Origin of the sequence: Chelatococcus asaccharovorans (assembly GCF_003201475.1) — a bacterium.
In the GTDB taxonomy this organism is placed as follows: domain Bacteria; phylum Pseudomonadota; class Alphaproteobacteria; order Rhizobiales; family Beijerinckiaceae; genus Chelatococcus; species Chelatococcus asaccharovorans.
Genome location: NZ_QJJK01000006.1, coordinates 65,824 through 80,881, shown reverse-complemented (window position 1 = coordinate 80,881; position 15,058 = coordinate 65,824). Strand labels below are relative to the sequence as shown.

Genomic DNA, 15,058 nt, shown 5'->3' with positions numbered 1-15,058 from the left:
ACCTCAAACCCAACTGACGAGCAGGCCGGGATGGGCTCCATCCAGACAGTGCGCGGCGGCACGGCGGTCTCCATCGAGAATGTTTCGAAGTGGTATGGCAACTTCCAAGTGCTGCGCGATGTAAATCTGCACGTCGCAACGGGTGAACGGATCGTTGTCTGCGGCCCTTCGGGTTCGGGTAAGTCGACCTTGATCAGGTGCGTCAATCAATTGGAAAAGCATCAACGAGGCAGGATTGTGGTGAATGGGACCGAACTGCGGCCTGGCACGAAGGGTCTGCCGGCGATCCGGCGCGAAGTCGGGATGGTTTTTCAGCAGTTCAACCTCTTTCCACACCTCAACGTCATCGACAACTGCACCCTTGCCCTCGTCCGGGCGCGGAAGCTGGCGAGAAATGCGGCCGAAGCAGTTGCGATGGAGAATCTGACGCGTGTCCGAATCCCGGAGCAGGCGAAGAAGTTTCCAGCCCAGCTCTCAGGGGGACAACAGCAGCGCGTCGCTATCGCACGTGCCCTTTGCATGAAACCGAAGATCATGCTTTTTGACGAGCCGACATCTGCACTCGACCCAGAAATGATCAAGGAAGTCCTCGACGTTATGACCCGTCTTGCCGACGAAGGAATGACGATGATCTGCGTGACGCACGAGATGGGTTTCGCCCGCGAGGTGGCCGACCGCGTTATCTTCATGGACGGCGGGGAGATTGTCGAACAGGCAAATCCGGCGGAGTTCTTCAGCAATCCGGTACAGGTGCGGACGAGACAGTTCCTCAGTCAGCTCCTGCATTGATTGCGGATGGGCAGAGAACCGGCTCCAGGCGGCGCGGACGTGGGGCGGTGTGGTGGACACGTCGACAGTAAGAAAGGTGGCTGCAGGAGGATGGGCGTCGAAGCGTGAGAACCCCGAAAATCCTGGCAGTCGCGTGCAGGCTGTGCGGATAGCTGTGCGACCTGATCGACAGGTCGATCGCTGCAAGAGGATTGATGGCCCCGCGGGAGCCGTCAGGCCTGTCCCGCGGTCTCTGGCAAGTCCGGTTTGTTGCTCCGCTCCTCGTTTCGAGGCAAGACTGGGGCGAAGTCAAACGCTCATCAGTGTTTCGCGCTCTGTAATATGCTGGCCTGGGATTGCGTCGGGCGAGGACGGCGGGATCGTATAGACGCGTAGTCGCGATCCGAGGCTGGAAGGATATCGGTGTCAGGACGCGTGTGGTCGTAAGCGTTATTCGACAGTAATGGCGAATTTGAGATCATTGCTGAATGGACGCTTAGCTCGGGTGGATTCTGTGATGGGAGCAGTCTCCGACGCCGGCGGAAGCGGGTCGCAAGTACAATAGAGCGGATTGGGAAAATCATGAACCAGCAATCTGTCGCGTCGCGGATTAATGCCCGCGGCCGCCGTAACCTTTCCATGGATGCGAGATGGTTGCCGCCCGCTCCGCCAGTCCCCCTTGAGGAGCTTGAACATCGTATCGCTCGGGCGCGGACGGAGATGGAACGTGCGGGTCTGGATGTGATGGTTCTCACAGATCAGAAGAACGTCCACTATTTTACCGACTACAGGACGATGTCGTGGGCTTATCACGCGCGTCCCATCCTCGCGATGCTCACGCATGATCGCCTGGTGGTGTTCGGCAGTCTGACCGAAGCCAACCTGATCGAATCGGCACCGCGGGTGTTCTCATCGATCCTCTACGACGGCTATCTCACCGAAGCCATTGATGCCATCGCTGACCAGATCGCCGCGATGCCAGCTTCTCGCCGGCGGATCTCAATCGATCACGGGCCCGACATGCTGGGTCGCGGCTCGCTTCATCTTGTCAGCAGTCTCAACCGCCTGTCGTCTGATGGTGAGGCTGTCAGCGCGGTCGATCTTCTCTGGCGTGTGCGCCTGATCAAGAGCCAGTACGAAGCCGAGATGAAAAAGATTGCTTTCGGTATCGTCAACCGTGCTTTCGACCAGTCCGTGGCGATGGCCTATGTTGGAATTCCGGAGTATGAGCTCTGCCAAATGATGCAGGCGCAGATCTACCTCAACGGGGCCGAAAGCGCTCCGCCGATCGCGATGCTCTTTGCGGACGGCGATTTTTTCTACGGGCGCCATCCCTCAGAACGCAAGCTGCGCAGCGGCCACTATATCTGGACCGACTTCCGTGCGACCTATGGCGGATATCCTGCCGATCGAAACCGGATAGCGCGGTGCGGCGATCCCAGTCAGTGGGAAATTGACACCTACACGGGCGTCCGCTCTTTGACTATCGAGCTGGCTAAGACCGTCAAAGCGGGTCTTCGCTGTTGCGACATCTTCGACACATTCCAACGTCTTTGGGCTGACGCCGCTCTCGGCGAGATTTACGGGCGGGTCACCCGCATCGGCCACGGCGGCGGACTTGATGTCACCGAGCCCCCGTCCATCTCAGCAACCGATGAAACCTTCATCAAACCGGGAATGATCTTCCACATTGAACCTAAGCTTGAGAAGAAGGGCGCAGTCTTCCAATTCGAAGAAGTGGTTTTCGTTCGCGAGGATGGCGTTGAATTCCTCAGCGAGGTCTCGCCTGAGACCATTCCCGTAATCAAATAAGGCGACCGACATGACAAGAATCCAGTCACGCATCTGGACGCCTATCAACTTCGCAGAGGACGGCAAGTTCGCCGATTGTCTGCGATTGCCTCATTCGACGACCCGGTCGGCCTACGGTTGGATCCCGGTTCCGATCGTATCCATTAAGAATGGCGACGGCCCCACCGCGCTCCTGATCGCAGGCAGTCACGGTGACGAATATGAGGGGCAACTTGCGTTAATGAACATCGCACGTGAGCTTCAACCGGAGAGTCTCAAGGGAAGAGTTATTATTATCCCTTCCCTAAATTATCCAGCCGTCAAGGCTGGCATCCGTGTATCCCCGTTGGACGATGGCAACCTCAACCGATCCTTTCCTGGCAATGCTCTTGGAACCCCTACAGCGATGATCGCGCACTACGTCAGCGATTTCATGCTGCCGATGGCGGATATCGTAGTTGATCTTCATTCGGGCGGGTTTTCACTCGACTACGTTCATTGCGCGCTGATCAGACCCGGACGAACACCGGATGAGACCAATAAGCTGTTCGAACTGCTCCAGGTGTTCGGTGCACCAGTCAGCTTTATCAGCAGCGGAGCTAGTGGCGGCGGCGCGACCACCCTGAACGCGGTCGCACGAGAAATGGGCGTCCCCTGCATCACCACGGAAATGGGCGGGGGAGCAACCCTTTCCTTGAGAGGCCTTCAAATCGCAGAGAATGGCACGAAGCGGCTTTTGAAACATGTCGGGATCGCACCTACGATAGAGGTTCCGGCAAGCACGGGCAGCGAGCTTATGGAGAATCCTGGCAGCGAATTCTCACTCTATGCCGACGGTGACGGAATATTCGAGCCGTTCTTTGCAGTCGGTGATCATGTCAAGAGAGGCCAGTTCGCCGGTCGACTATACACGATCGACAACCCGACGCAGAAGCCGCAGGACCTATATTTTCCGCAGTCGGGACAGATCTCCTGCCGCCGGCATCCGTCTCTGACCACCCGTGGCGATTGCCTCTACAACCTCATGCGCCCGATAGCGGCTCGCTAGGACCGACAATGAAAAACATCCGGAATTCTTCGATTGTCGGTATGCAGTGCATCCGCTGCGAACGCGACTACGCCTTCGATGATTTCTTCGAAGGCTGCCCCGCCTGCCTCGCGGAGGGGTGGCCAGCTAGTCTGAAGGTGCGCTATGGCCGCTTTTCGGGCCAGCTAAGCATGGATACCGTTCACAATTGGCTGGCATATCCAGGGCCCTGTCTCGGAGAAGGGCATACGCCACTTGTCGATTTTCCCGGGCTTGCGGATGAGGCAGGTGTAGCCGGTTTGCTTGTGAAGAATGAGGCGGCCAATCCTACCGGGTCTCACAAGGATCGTATGAGCGCGCTGATCGTTCAGCGCGCGCGCGAAGCGGGCGCCCCCACGCTAGCAGTCGCATCCAGCGGCAATGCTGGAACTTCGGTCGCCGCCTATGCCGCTCATGCGGGACTGGGCTGCGTCGTCGTGACGATGCCGGGAATGAGCCCGAACTGGAGGCGCGCTTGTGAGATGCATGGCGCCAGATTGGTGGCCACACCCACTCCCGATGAAAGATGGATGCTGGTGGCACAGAAGGCCAGGTCAGGCGAGTGGTATCCCGTGACGAATTATATGATCCCAGCGGTCGGTAGCAATCCGATCGGGATCGACGGCTTCAGGGCCATCGCATTGGAACTGTTCCTTCAGACGAAGAACAGGTCCGTTACGGACATCGTTGTCCCCACATCCAGAGGCGACCTTCTCTGGGGAATTGCGCAGGGATTCGTGGATCTTCGCGAGGCTGGGTTGATCCGTGCAATCCCACGCGTTCATGCGGTGGAGCCGTTCGCGCGGATCAAGCGCGCACTGGAGGAGGGGGACTATAGGAACATTTATGATGGCAAGTCTGCCATGGTATCCCTAGGCGGGTCGACAGTTACTTTTCAGGCAGTTGACGGAATCCGCAAGACAGGCGGAAGCGCCATCCCCGTTGATGAGCAGGACGTGCTGCGCGACCAGGAAGTCCTCGCCCAAAACGGTCTTTATACAGAACTGTCGAGCGCGGCGGCTCTAACCGCGGCTCGCTCAATTGGTCTGACGGGCGATGCCAAGTCGAGAACCATCGTGTGTATCGCCACTTCGCATGGTTACAAGGAATTTCAGCAGTATCGGGAGCCGATCGAATTGTATTTGCAAAACGGCGGTAAAACTGAGATCTAGGTTTCTATCAAACAGGTCCGCTAGCGGAGGCTTCAAGCAGGCGCAGACTGGAGCGGCGCGAGCTGAAACAGGTAACTGTGGGTGCTGGCTTCCCTGCTCGGCCCCTCGGGTGCATTTGCTTTCTGCGGCCTGCTGAATCGTGGGTGCGTCAAAAGGAGATGGTGAAGTGCTGCAACGACAGCTTTCGTTTGATGCAGGGGTTTGGGTTTCGCCATGGAGCGGCAGGAAAAAGCTGAATGATAGCCTCTCCGGCTTATCGTGCTTCCTAGGAATTCCAGTGTGAAGATTTCGCAGAGCGTGTATAAGACTAGTGATAATGATTGCGGGCGTCAATGGTCGATATCGCTGCATCCAGGTCAATGCGCAATATTCAGACTAGCGCACCTGGGGAGAGTTTCGCAGTAAACACCGGCGTCCCTTGACACTATATTGACTGGCTAGTGGGTCGGCCGGGGTGCTATTCTAGTCTGATCCCGTGGGGCTAGTCACCTGCCTCTGTGTGTTTGTCGCAAAATCGTACTTTTAATGAAATGCGCCACTCCTTAGAGTTCACTATAATCTCTCATATGTTGTCCGTTGATCGTAAATTTATCTGGAGATACATATTATAAGCTTCAAACATCTCTTATTCGCTCATGGTCGGATCTCTATGGTGCCTTCGAGTTTAACAATCTCGAAATCCGAGATCAGAATGTCGATGCGGGCGGTCCAGCGACCTGGTAGCGGGAGGTTCAGGGCCTCGACCTGCCATGTCCCATCGCCCGATCTCCTCGCGGGGCGGCGAATGGGTTAAATGCCAGCCGAGGGGTTGGCGAGGATGAGCGTGACGTCCTTGGCGGCGAGGGGCCCGAAGTCGCCTGTCATGATGACGATGGACGCCAACGACGGGCCGACGCGCCCCGGCGCGACCGTCAGGTCCGCCATGGCCTTGGCGGTATGGATATGAATGGAAGCCGGCGCCGCTGCGGCCTCGGCGAGGGCGCGGGGCGGGGGTGTGAATCGCCAGAACGCGGCAACGGCGAAGATCGTGACAACGATCGCCAGTTCAATACGGATTGAGCGAACGAGCTGCCGGGTCGCCACGGGATCGCCCTGCTCGGTCGGCTTCGTCAGCCAGAAGCGGTTATAGGCCGCGAGACAAAACAAGATGACGAGCAGGAGCAGCTTGGCCATCAAGACTTGGCCATAGGCCGTGCTCCACAAAGCGGCCGGGCCGCCCAGCTGGATGAGCGCCAGGACCATGCCCGCCGCCACCAGCGGCAGAACGGCGAATGGGATGGCATTCGCGAAGCGGCGCAAGGCCAGGACGGCGTCGGGCTTGCGTGCGGCAAATGCCGCGACGAGCGGAATGAGCGAACCGGCCCAGAAGGCGATCCCCGTCGCATGCAGGAACACCGCGGGTCGCGTCAGCCATTGAGGTTGAGCGGCGCTTGCGTGGCCGCTGGCGGCCAGTGCCATTCCGACGCCCAGAAAGGCAAGGAGCGAAAGGATCTTGCCGGCCCATCCCCGCGTGAGGATCGCAACGAGGGCAAGCCCCCCAGACGCTACCGCGAGGAGGACAGTCGTGCCGTAACTCGTGGAGAACCCGGTTTTCCAGGTTATGGGGTTGCCGAGGGCCGTCAGTGGCGTGCCGAGCGCATCCAGCCCCTGCAGCCCCACCGTCAGTGGGGTGGCCAGCAAAGCGCCGGCAATGGCCCAGAGCGCCGCGCGCCTCGCCACAGGAGAGCAATCACCGACCCACCGTATGAAGAAGATGCCGCCTATGCCAAGGAAGAGGCTGGCATACATCAAAACCTTGCCCGTCCAGATGGCGATACGAACGGGCCAGTCGATCGCTTCGCTCGCGACGGGAGCCGAACCACGGCTCGGGCCGCCGATCGAGAATACGGCGGAGCCGCCCACCGGATGTCCATCCTCGGAGACAATTCGCCAGCTCAGGATATGCGTCCCGTTGCCCAGATCCGTCGGCGCCTCGATCTCGAGGGTGGTATCGCGCAGCGCGAAGCGATCGAGGCTGGTCGTCCTGCCGTCGGGCCTTATGAGTTTCAGGACGAGCGGCGAGGTGGGCTCGCTGAACGTCAGCGAGATAGTTGGTGGCGCTGCTCCGATGACTGCGCCGTCGGCCGGCTCCACGCGTACAAGCGAGGCGTGGGCGGCGGCTTCCCCCGCCGGGATCAGCAGACCGACCGCAGCGCTCAGCAGCATGGCGAAGAGCAAGCATAGTTGGGTACTGGTGTTGCGGGTCATCGTTGCCTTCGCCTGCGGGTTTACCGGAAACGTTGGGGCGCGGGCACAATACGCCCTCGCCTGGATCTCGATTACTTCTTGGGAACGAGCTTTAGTCCGGGCGCTGGCTTTTCATAGTCATCCGCCTTCTTGCCCTCCTCAGGGATCTCGATCCAACGGGCGGCGGCGCCGTCCGGGCATTCCTGGACGACGGGGAAATAGAGTGTCGTGTCCGCCTTCAAATCGCCAGTCAGATAGCCGCGCAGGACAAACTCGTCATATTCGTCATCAGCGAGATTGCCGCCGCTCCAGACGACTTCGGTCACGCCTTCGCTCGTCGGCGTACCGTAGTAGTCGTAGGACTTGGCATATTTGCCCTTTACCTTCTCGAGTTTCCAGCCAGGCTTCGGCTGGGGCTTCACCGCAATCACGCCATCGGGGATGCGGACGCGGACCGTGTTCGTCGCCTTATCCGGCCTCAACGTTTTCGCGGAGACGACGGCGATCGTTCGCGATGTCTCGTTTACGCTGTCGCAGGGTCTGCCGCTCACGCTGCTCGGGGCCAGCGGGTCGGGGAAATCGCTGGTTGCCCATGCCATCATGGGAAGCCTCCCTGCCGGGCTTTCCGTTACTGGCTCCGTACATCTCGATGGAACTGATCTGCTCGCCATCGGACCTGATGCAGTGCGTAAGGGATGGGGGCGGACTGTCGCTCTCTTGCCGCAGGAGCCTTGGCTTGCCCTTGATCCGACGATGCGGATCGGTGGTCAGGTGATGGAAGTCCATCGCCATCTGCATGGGGCGAGTCGGACCGATGCCTACGCCCGCGCCCGCGCGGATCTCGAGGAGGTCGGTCTCGGCGATAGGACGAAGGACTATCCACACGAGCTCTCGGGCGGCATGTGTCAGCGCGCGGCGATCGCCGTCACGCATGCTGCCGGTGCCGCGCTGCTCATCGCCGACGAGCCGACCAAAGGCTTGGATGCCGTGCTGCGCGACAATGTCGTGACGCGACTGCGGCAAGAGGTCGAGAAAGGCCGTCTGCTCCTGACGATTACGCATGATATCGCAGTTGCCAAGGCGCTCGGCGGTATGATCGGTGTCATGCTGGACGGCAGATTGGTTGAATTCGGGCCTGCGTTGGACGTGCTCGAGAGGCCGCGGCACACCTATGCCCGCGCCCTGATCGCGGCAGATCCCAGCCGCTGGCCGGCACCCGGCCTTCCGGCCCCCACCGACATGGTGCTTCGTGGCCGCGGGCTAGCCAAGCGTTTTGGCGACAAGCAACTTTTCACGGACTTCGACATCAGTATCAGCCGCGGTGAGGTCGTCGCGATTACGGGGCCGAGCGGATGCGGAAAGACGACGGTGGGCAACCTTCTGCTACGCGTCATCATGCCAGATAAAGGGTTTGTTGAGCGGAACCGAGATATCTCACCACTACGGCTTCAGAAGCTCTATCAGGATCCGCCTGCAGCCTTCGCCCCTTACCAGACCTTTCGCCGGGCTCTGGAAGATCTGCTCAAGCGACACCGATTGCCGTGGCGACAGGCTGAAGAAACCATGGGACAGCTCTGGTTGCAGCGTGTGCTGCTCGATCGGTATCCCACGGAAGTGTCCGGCGGCGAACTTCAACGCTTTGCCATACTCCGCGCTCTGATGCTGGACCCCGCCTTTTTGTTCGCAGACGAGGCGGCATCACAGCTCGACCCGGTGAGCCAACAGGATGTGTTCACCATTCTCATTGATGCTGTGCGCAGCCGAGGCCTTGCCCTGTTGATCGTGACCCATGAAACCGCCCTCGCCGAACGCGTTGCGTCGCGGGTGATCCACCTCGGAACAGGGCTGCCCCCGGGATAGAATGGCCGGCCTTTGCCTCCGCCTGGATGAACAAAGTGTCGCCGGAAAGAATTCGTTCTCCGTAATACTTACGCTTCCTGTATGAACGAGTTCAGTATGGGACTATCGAGCGCTTATGCTGGAGATGGTCCGGTTTATTCTGATTCTTATCCGGCGGCTTTGAAGTAGTTCGCGCATTAGGTCATCGACTCATAACCCGCATCCAAATTCTGGCGGCCGCGAGCTTCACAAGAGCGAGGTAGTTTGCATCGTGCTTTTCGAAGCGGGTTGCCACTGCCCGAAAGTGCTTGATCTTGTTGAAGAAGCGCTCGACGAGGTTGCGATATCGATAGAGGAAGGGGCTGAAGGCTGGCACGTTCTTCCGATTGGGCATTGGCTTCACGTTGGCCCATCCGCCCCTTTCCGCAAGTGTTTAGTCCCACAGTGTGATGGCGTAACGTTATCGCCGTCAGAGAGGGATGCGCTATGGGCCAGATTCTTCACGGGAGCGCCACGGTCACGCGGTGCAGTGACGTGCGGAGGTAAAATTTTTTAATCTTGGGATAAAATGGCCGCTATCAAGTGCTGCCCACGTGGGTTATAAAGGTGCCAGTGCTGCAAGGCGGCGCAGGTTGTTGATTGGTCGGCGATAGCGCGAGCTTTTGATGAGGGAAGGTCGCATGATCGCACCGGGCGAGGCGTTTCCTGTTAATTCGCGGCTCGCGCGCCTTGCCGCCCGCATGGAAAAGGTTGGCACGGACATTGTCGTCATCGGGCCATCCTCGCACATGCAATGGCTACTAGGACTGTCGCCTCACGGTGACGAGCGGCCGGTCATGCTCATCATGTCGGCCAGGCGTGCGGGAATTCTCATGCCGGCACTCAACGCCGACAGCTCGCGCGTCAAGACATCGCTCCCGTTCTTTACATGGACGGACGAAGAAGGACCGCATGACGCGCTCAACGCGCTTCTCGAAGACGTCGGGGCCAAGCGCTGCGGCCTGACCATGGCGATCGACGAGTCCATGCGAGCCGATCATGCCTTGCTGGTTCTCGACGCATTGCCGGGTATTCGCCGAACATTCGCCGCCAACACGGTGGGCGCGCTCCGGGCTGTCAAAGACGCGGCGGAATACGCAGCGCTCGTTGCCAGCGCATGCGTGAACGACGCCGCCATGCGCGCCGGGTTCGCGGCGCTGGCGGTCGGGGTCAGCGAACTCGATGTCGCGGACGCCATTCGGCAAGCGTTCATCGAACACGGAGCGCACCCCGAATTCATCAGTGTCTGCTTCGACGGCAACGGAGCATTCCCGCACCATTACACCGGTCACAGCAGGCTGGCACCGAACGGCGCCGTCCTGATCGACATTGGCGCCCGCCTCGACTGGTATCCCAGCGACATGACACGCGTTGCGACGATCGGTGCCGCACCACGGGGCTTCATGGATGTTCACGCTGTCGTAGATCGGGCAGTCCGGGCAGCCCTCGACGCGGCCGTTGCCGGTGCACGGGCGCGCGATGTCGATCGCGCCGCCCGTGCAGTCATCGAGGCGGCAGGTTACGGCCCGAACTTTTCCCATCGCACCGGACATGGGATGGGCTTCGACCTCCATGAGCCTCCTTACATAGCTGCAACTTCAGACGCCGTGCTGACCGAGGGCAATGTGTTCTCGATCGAGCCGGGCATATATCTCCCAGATCGGTTCGGCATCCGACTGGAGGAAATCGTCATCATCAGAAATGGCAGGGCGGAGATACTCTCGTCCCTGCCGCGAACAGTCCATGAGGCAAAGAGTTGAGCGACATCGTCATTCGCCGTCCCGTCGAGAGTGACTTTCCCGCAATCGGAGAGATCTATGCCGATCCGGCCGTGGTCCTCCAGACATCGCAGCTGCCGTTCGGGACGGCGAACTTCTGGGGAACGTTCTACCGGCAGCGCGATCCAAATTCCGTCGAACTCGTAGCCGAAGTCGACGGAAGGACGGTCGGCCACCTGGGCATCCTCACCAACAGTTCGCCGCGACGCAAGCACGTCGCCAGTTTTGGCATCAGCGTGCATTCGGATTACCATGGCAAGGGCGTCGGAAAGGCCCTTGTCGCAGCCATGCTCGAACTGACCGACAACTGGCTCAACATCGTGCGCCTGGAATTGACTGTATTCACCGACAATCCATCCGCAATCGCACTCTATGAGCGTTTTGGTTTCGAGCGCGAGGGCGTGGCACGAGCCGCCTCGCTGAAGCTCGGGTCCTATGCGGACCTGCTGACGATGGCCCGCGTCAGGCTGGAATAGTGGCCTCCTCGTAGAGGTGGCAGGCGACGGTCCGCCCGGGTTCCGTGGCGATCGTCGCCGGCACGTCCAGCCTGCACCGCTCGAACGCCTTGGGACAGCGAGTGTGGAACGCGCATCCACTCGGTGGAGCATAGGGCGAGGGTAACTCGCCGCGAATGACCGAGAACGAGCGTCGCTGCGTTGACAGTCGCGGTGCGTCGGCGATGAGCGCCTGCGTGTACGGATGACTGGGCGCCTCGTAGATCTGTTGCGCCGTTCCGATCTCGACGATCCTGCCAAGATACATCACCGCGATGCGATCCGAGAGATTGTGCACGACGCTGAGGTCGTGACTGATGAAGACCAGCGAGATGCCCAAATCATTGCGCAGCCGGCGAAACAGTCTCAGGATCTGCGCCTGGATAGAAACGTCGAGCGCTGAGACGGATTCGTCGCAAATCAGCGTTCGGGGCGAGACGGCCAATGCGCGTGCGATGCCGACACGCTGCCGCTGTCCCCCCGACAGTTCATGCGGAAAGCGGTCGAGGTAGTCCTCTGTCAGGCCAACCTGTGTCAGCATCGCCGTGACGTGCCGCGCAAGATCGCGCCGCTCCACCAGACCATGCACCAGCGGGGCCTCGCCTATGATCTGTCTGATCCGCCAACGCGGGTTCAGGCTGGCCCAGGGATCCTGAAAGATCACCTGGCTCGCCAGCTGCACCGTCTTGCGTTCTCGCCGATCAAGTTCGGCGAGCGTCCGGCCTTCATATGTGAGGCTGCCCTCATCAGGCGATTCCAGACCGGCGAGAACCCGGCCGAGGGTAGACTTTCCGCATCCGGACTCGCCGACAATGCCGAGCACCTCTCCCGGACGCACGTCGATCGACACGCCATTGAGGGCCTGCACAAGCTTGGGCTCCACCGTAAAATTGAGGCGACCAGCGAGACGCGTCAGGGGCCCTGGCTGCGATCCGTAGCGCTTCACGATGGCGGTCGCTGAAATCTGCATCGTCATGCGGGAACCTGCAGTTTGTCATCGAACGGGTGAAAGCACGCCGCAGATTGCTGCGACGCAACGGTCTGCAGCGGTGGCTGCACCGCGCAGGCGGGGCTTGCCCGGTGGCAGCGCGGCCGGAAGGCGCATCCTGACGGGACCATCCCCACACGGGGCGGATATCCAGGGATCGGCTCGATGTCTTTTCCGGCGCGCGCCATTGCAGGCACCGAGAGTATGAGGCCGCGCGAGTAGGGGTGGCGGGGGGCGCCAATGACCTCGCCACAGGGCCCACTTTCGATCACTCGGCCCGCATACATGACGCAGATACGGTCGGCAAAGCTCGACAGCAGCGACAGGTCGTGGCTGATCCAGATCAATGCCGTCCCGTTCTTGCGGCAAAGTTGCGTCATCTCATCGAGGATCTGCGCCTGAATCGTCACGTCGAGGGCAGTCGTCGGCTCGTCAGCGATGATGACGGCGGGACTGTGCAGCATGGCGATCGCGATAGAAACACGTTGGCGCATGCCCCCCGATAGCTCATGCGGATACGCGCGAAGCCGCTTGGCCGCGGCCGGTACGCCGACGGTCTCCAGTGCGGCCCGCGCGCGTTCGCGCGCTGCATGACGGGAACAGCCACGATCATGCGCGACAATCGACTCCACCATCTGGGTTTCAATCCGCAACAGCGGATTGAGCGACATCGCGGGGTCCTGGAAGACCATCGCGATCTCATTGCCGCGTATGGCGCGCACAGCCTTTTCGTCGAGCGCCGCAAGATCGCGCCCCTTGAACGCGACTGCGCCGGAAACGATGCGGACAGGCGGCTCGAGCAGGCCCATGATCGCGGAGGCGGTCAGCGATTTGCCTGAGCCGGACTCTCCGACGATCCCCAGGATTTCTCCCGGCCTGAGCGCGAAGCTCACCTCGCGCAGGATCGGGGTCATCCGCTTGCCCGAGGCAAGGGAGACATTCAGGTCACTGACGACCAGAATGGGATCAGGTTCGCTCACGCTTTGAACCGTGGATTGAGACATTCGCGAAGCCGATCGCCGAGAATATTGATACACAGCACCACGCTCATGAGCAGGATCCCCGGATAGATGCTCACCCAGTAGCGCCCGGCCATGATGTAGGAGAGGCCGTTCGCGATGAGCATGCCGAGCGACGGCCGCGTGATGGGGCTCCCGAGCCCCAGGAACGACAAGGTCGCCTCGAGCGAGACGCAGGCTCCCCATTCGAGCGCGCCGACGACGATCAGCGGGGAGATGACGTTGGGCAGGATGTGCCGGAACATGATGCGGTGCGCCGGTATGGCCAGGCATCGGGCCGCAACGACATACTCCTTCTGTCGTTCGGACTGCGCCGCGCCCCGTACGAGCCGCGCGAACACCGCCCAGTACGCGGTGGCGAGAGCCAGTGTCGTCTTCCCGAGACCAGGACCGGAGACAGCGAGGATGACAAGCGCGAGCAGCACGGGCGGAAATCCGAGTTGGAAATCCACGAGGCGCATCAGCAGCGTGTCGAGCCGTCCACCGCTATAGGCGGCGACAAGGCCGACGGTTACGCCCACCACGAGCGCGATCAACACGCTCGCGAACGGCACCGCCAGGCTGATCCCCAAGCCGTAGAGCATTGCGCTAAGCAGATCGCGGCCCTGGGAGTCCGTGCCCAGCAGGTACACGCCTCCCGTCAGGCTGCTCGAGCCAGGCGGCAGGCCGGAATTGAGGATGTTGAGCGAGGCGAGGTCGTACGGATTCTGTGGCGCGATCCACGGCGCGGCGATCGCCAACATGATGATCACCAGGAACACGAACGCAGCGACGGCCGCGACAGGGTCCCTCAGGAAATCCAACAGGTCCTCGTAGACCGGCCGTCTTGCCGGGTTGGGCGGCAGCGTGAGCGCTGCGGTATCGGTCTGCTCGATCATGTCAGCTCCCCGAGTCGGCAGCGCCCAGTGTGACGCGTGGGTCGATCGCGGCGTAGATCAGGTCGACGAAGGTGTTGATCAGCACGAAGATCGTGACGGCAAGCATCAGATAAGCGACCACGATGGGGCGATCGAACGCGTAGATGGAGTCGATCAAAAGCTTGCCCGCGCCGGGCCAACTGAAGATGCTTTCGGTGACGATCGAAAACGCGATCGTCCCGCCCAGTGACAAGCCGACCATGGTGACGACGGGCGCCAATACGTTCTTGAGTACATGCACCCACAGGATGCGACCGGGTGCGATCCCCTTGGCCCGAGCGAAGCGGACATAGTCCTGGCGCAACACCTCCTCGGTACCGGCGCGCGTGAGCCTGAGTATCAGCGACGCCTGCCACAGGGCGAGGCTGGCGGCGGGCAGCAGCAGGTGGCGCAGACCGTCTATCGTCAGAAAGCTCCACGGAACGCCCAGCACGGTGAGCGTGTTGCCGCGACCGCCGGTCGGCAGCAGCCGAAGGTTCACCGCGAAGGCGAGCATGATGATGATGCCGATCCAGAACGTGGGAAGGCTGACGCCAAGCGCAGACACTGCCATGATCAGGCGCGAGCGGATGGTGCGAGGATTGAGCCCGCAATAGAGCCCCAGCGGCAGCCCCACCACGACCGCGAGTACGACGGATGCAAAGGCCAGCTCCAGAGTCGCGGGAAGCCGCTGCAGGATGACGCCCAGCGCCGGCTTCCCATAGACGAAAGAGCGGCCAAGATCGCCGTGCAGCAGCCCGCCCATGAAATTGAAGTACTGCTGATAGAGCGGCAGATCGAGACCAAGATACCGCCGCGCGGCCTCGACCTCGGCCGCCGAGGCGTTCTGGCTGTAAAGCAGCTGGGCGGGATCGCCGATGATGAATACTGCGAAGAAGACCATGCTAGCCGTCGCCAAAACAACGGCGACGGCCTGCATGATGCGTTTGGCTAGAAACGAGATCATCTCGGCCCTGACGTT

General features: G+C 60.8%; 13 protein-coding genes and 1 pseudogene. 7 read left to right on the top strand and 7 right to left on the bottom strand.

The features are described from left to right. The first annotated feature begins 30 nt into the window (after positions 1 to 30). From C7450_RS14795 to C7450_RS14780, 4 genes are all read left to right on the top strand, one after another. Positions 31 to 789 (top strand): amino acid ABC transporter ATP-binding protein, encoded by a 759-nt coding sequence (locus tag C7450_RS14795; protein WP_110375561.1) that lies wholly within the window; start codon positions 31 to 33, stop codon positions 787 to 789. Between the two features lie 561 nt (positions 790 to 1,350). Continuing rightward, positions 1,351 to 2,580 (top strand): M24 family metallopeptidase, encoded by a 1,230-nt coding sequence (locus C7450_RS14790; RefSeq protein WP_210206454.1) that lies wholly within the window; start codon positions 1,351 to 1,353, stop codon positions 2,578 to 2,580. Positions 2,581 to 2,590: 10 nt separating this feature from the next. Further along, positions 2,591 to 3,607 (top strand): succinylglutamate desuccinylase/aspartoacylase family protein, encoded by a 1,017-nt coding sequence (locus C7450_RS14785; protein WP_110375237.1) that lies wholly within the window; start codon positions 2,591 to 2,593, stop codon positions 3,605 to 3,607. 8 nt (positions 3,608 to 3,615) lie between these two features. Continuing rightward, on the top strand, positions 3,616 to 4,797 hold the full coding sequence (locus C7450_RS14780) for a threonine synthase (protein WP_110375236.1): 1,182 nt from the start codon (positions 3,616 to 3,618) through the stop codon (positions 4,795 to 4,797). Positions 4,798 to 5,586: 789 nt separating this feature from the next. Here the strand turns inward: C7450_RS14780 and C7450_RS14775 are convergent. Then, the gene (locus tag C7450_RS14775; protein WP_245449765.1) at positions 5,587 to 7,044 is read right to left on the bottom strand and encodes a copper resistance CopC/CopD family protein; all 1,458 of its coding nucleotides are present in this window, start codon (positions 7,042 to 7,044) and stop codon (positions 5,587 to 5,589) included. A gap of 71 nt (positions 7,045 to 7,115) precedes the next feature. After that, positions 7,116 to 7,574 carry a YcnI family copper-binding membrane protein gene (locus C7450_RS14770; protein ID WP_245449763.1) on the bottom strand — a complete coding sequence of 153 codons (459 nt, stop codon included), beginning with the start codon at positions 7,572 to 7,574 and terminating at the stop codon, positions 7,116 to 7,118. Between C7450_RS14770 and C7450_RS14765 the strand changes: the two genes are divergently transcribed. Further along, positions 7,465 to 8,883: an ABC transporter ATP-binding protein gene (locus C7450_RS14765; RefSeq protein WP_245449761.1), complete on the top strand. Its 1,419-nt coding sequence runs from the start codon at positions 7,465 to 7,467 to the stop codon at positions 8,881 to 8,883. The genes C7450_RS14770 and C7450_RS14765 overlap by 110 nt on opposite strands. 181 nt (positions 8,884 to 9,064) lie before the next feature. On the opposite strand, the pseudogene C7450_RS14760 reads toward C7450_RS14765, so the two are convergent. After that, positions 9,065 to 9,217 (bottom strand): annotated as a pseudogene (locus tag C7450_RS14760) (IS5/IS1182 family transposase); the annotation flags it as partial. Between the two features lie 325 nt (positions 9,218 to 9,542). Here C7450_RS14760 and C7450_RS14755 point away from each other — a divergent pair. Continuing rightward, positions 9,543 to 10,661 carry a M24 family metallopeptidase gene (locus C7450_RS14755; protein WP_110375235.1) on the top strand — a complete coding sequence of 373 codons (1,119 nt, stop codon included), beginning with the start codon at positions 9,543 to 9,545 and terminating at the stop codon, positions 10,659 to 10,661. Then, complete coding sequence (locus tag C7450_RS14750) at positions 10,658 to 11,155, top strand: GNAT family N-acetyltransferase (protein ID WP_110375234.1); 498 nt, start codon at positions 10,658 to 10,660, stop codon at positions 11,153 to 11,155. Before C7450_RS14755 ends, C7450_RS14750 begins: the two co-directional genes overlap by 4 nt. Here the strand turns inward: C7450_RS14750 and C7450_RS14745 are convergent. From C7450_RS14745 to C7450_RS14730, 4 genes are read right to left on the bottom strand one after another with little or no spacing between them, the layout of a single operon-like run. Next, positions 11,142 to 12,149: an ABC transporter ATP-binding protein gene (locus tag C7450_RS14745; RefSeq protein ID WP_110375233.1), complete on the bottom strand. Its 1,008-nt coding sequence runs from the start codon at positions 12,147 to 12,149 to the stop codon at positions 11,142 to 11,144. The two genes, C7450_RS14750 and C7450_RS14745, sit on opposite strands and share 14 nt — an antisense overlap. After that, positions 12,146 to 13,165 carry an ABC transporter ATP-binding protein gene (locus tag C7450_RS14740; protein ID WP_425351213.1) on the bottom strand — a complete coding sequence of 340 codons (1,020 nt, stop codon included), beginning with the start codon at positions 13,163 to 13,165 and terminating at the stop codon, positions 12,146 to 12,148. Before C7450_RS14740 ends, C7450_RS14745 begins: the two co-directional genes overlap by 4 nt. Next, positions 13,138 to 14,058, bottom strand: a complete 921-nt coding sequence (locus C7450_RS14735; protein WP_110375232.1) for an ABC transporter permease — start codon at positions 14,056 to 14,058, stop codon at positions 13,138 to 13,140. The genes C7450_RS14740 and C7450_RS14735 overlap by 28 nt, the downstream gene beginning before the upstream one ends. Position 14,059: 1 nt before the next feature. Then, entirely contained in the window at positions 14,060 to 15,043 is a 984-nt protein-coding gene (locus C7450_RS14730) for an ABC transporter permease (protein ID WP_110375231.1), read from the bottom strand. Positions 15,044 to 15,058: the final 15 nt, after the last annotated feature.

Coding starts and splice junctions, on each gene's coding strand:
- C7450_RS14795 (WP_110375561.1), top strand. CDS start 31: ATGGGCTCCATCCAGACAGTGCGCGGCGGCACGGCGGTCTCCATCGAG.
- C7450_RS14790 (WP_210206454.1), top strand. CDS start 1,351: ATGAACCAGCAATCTGTCGCGTCGCGGATTAATGCCCGCGGCCGCCGT.
- C7450_RS14785 (WP_110375237.1), top strand. CDS start 2,591: ATGACAAGAATCCAGTCACGCATCTGGACGCCTATCAACTTCGCAGAG.
- C7450_RS14780 (WP_110375236.1), top strand. CDS start 3,616: ATGAAAAACATCCGGAATTCTTCGATTGTCGGTATGCAGTGCATCCGC.
- C7450_RS14775 (WP_245449765.1), bottom strand. CDS start 7,044: ATGACCCGCAACACCAGTACCCAACTATGCTTGCTCTTCGCCATGCTG.
- C7450_RS14765 (WP_245449761.1), top strand. CDS start 7,465: ATGCGGACGCGGACCGTGTTCGTCGCCTTATCCGGCCTCAACGTTTTC.
- C7450_RS14755 (WP_110375235.1), top strand. CDS start 9,543: ATGATCGCACCGGGCGAGGCGTTTCCTGTTAATTCGCGGCTCGCGCGC.
- C7450_RS14745 (WP_110375233.1), bottom strand. CDS start 12,149: ATGACGATGCAGATTTCAGCGACCGCCATCGTGAAGCGCTACGGATCG.
- C7450_RS14740 (WP_425351213.1), bottom strand. CDS start 13,165: ATGTCTCAATCCACGGTTCAAAGCGTGAGCGAACCTGATCCCATTCTG.
- C7450_RS14735 (WP_110375232.1), bottom strand. CDS start 14,058: ATGATCGAGCAGACCGATACCGCAGCGCTCACGCTGCCGCCCAACCCG.
- C7450_RS14730 (WP_110375231.1), bottom strand. CDS start 15,043: ATGATCTCGTTTCTAGCCAAACGCATCATGCAGGCCGTCGCCGTTGTT.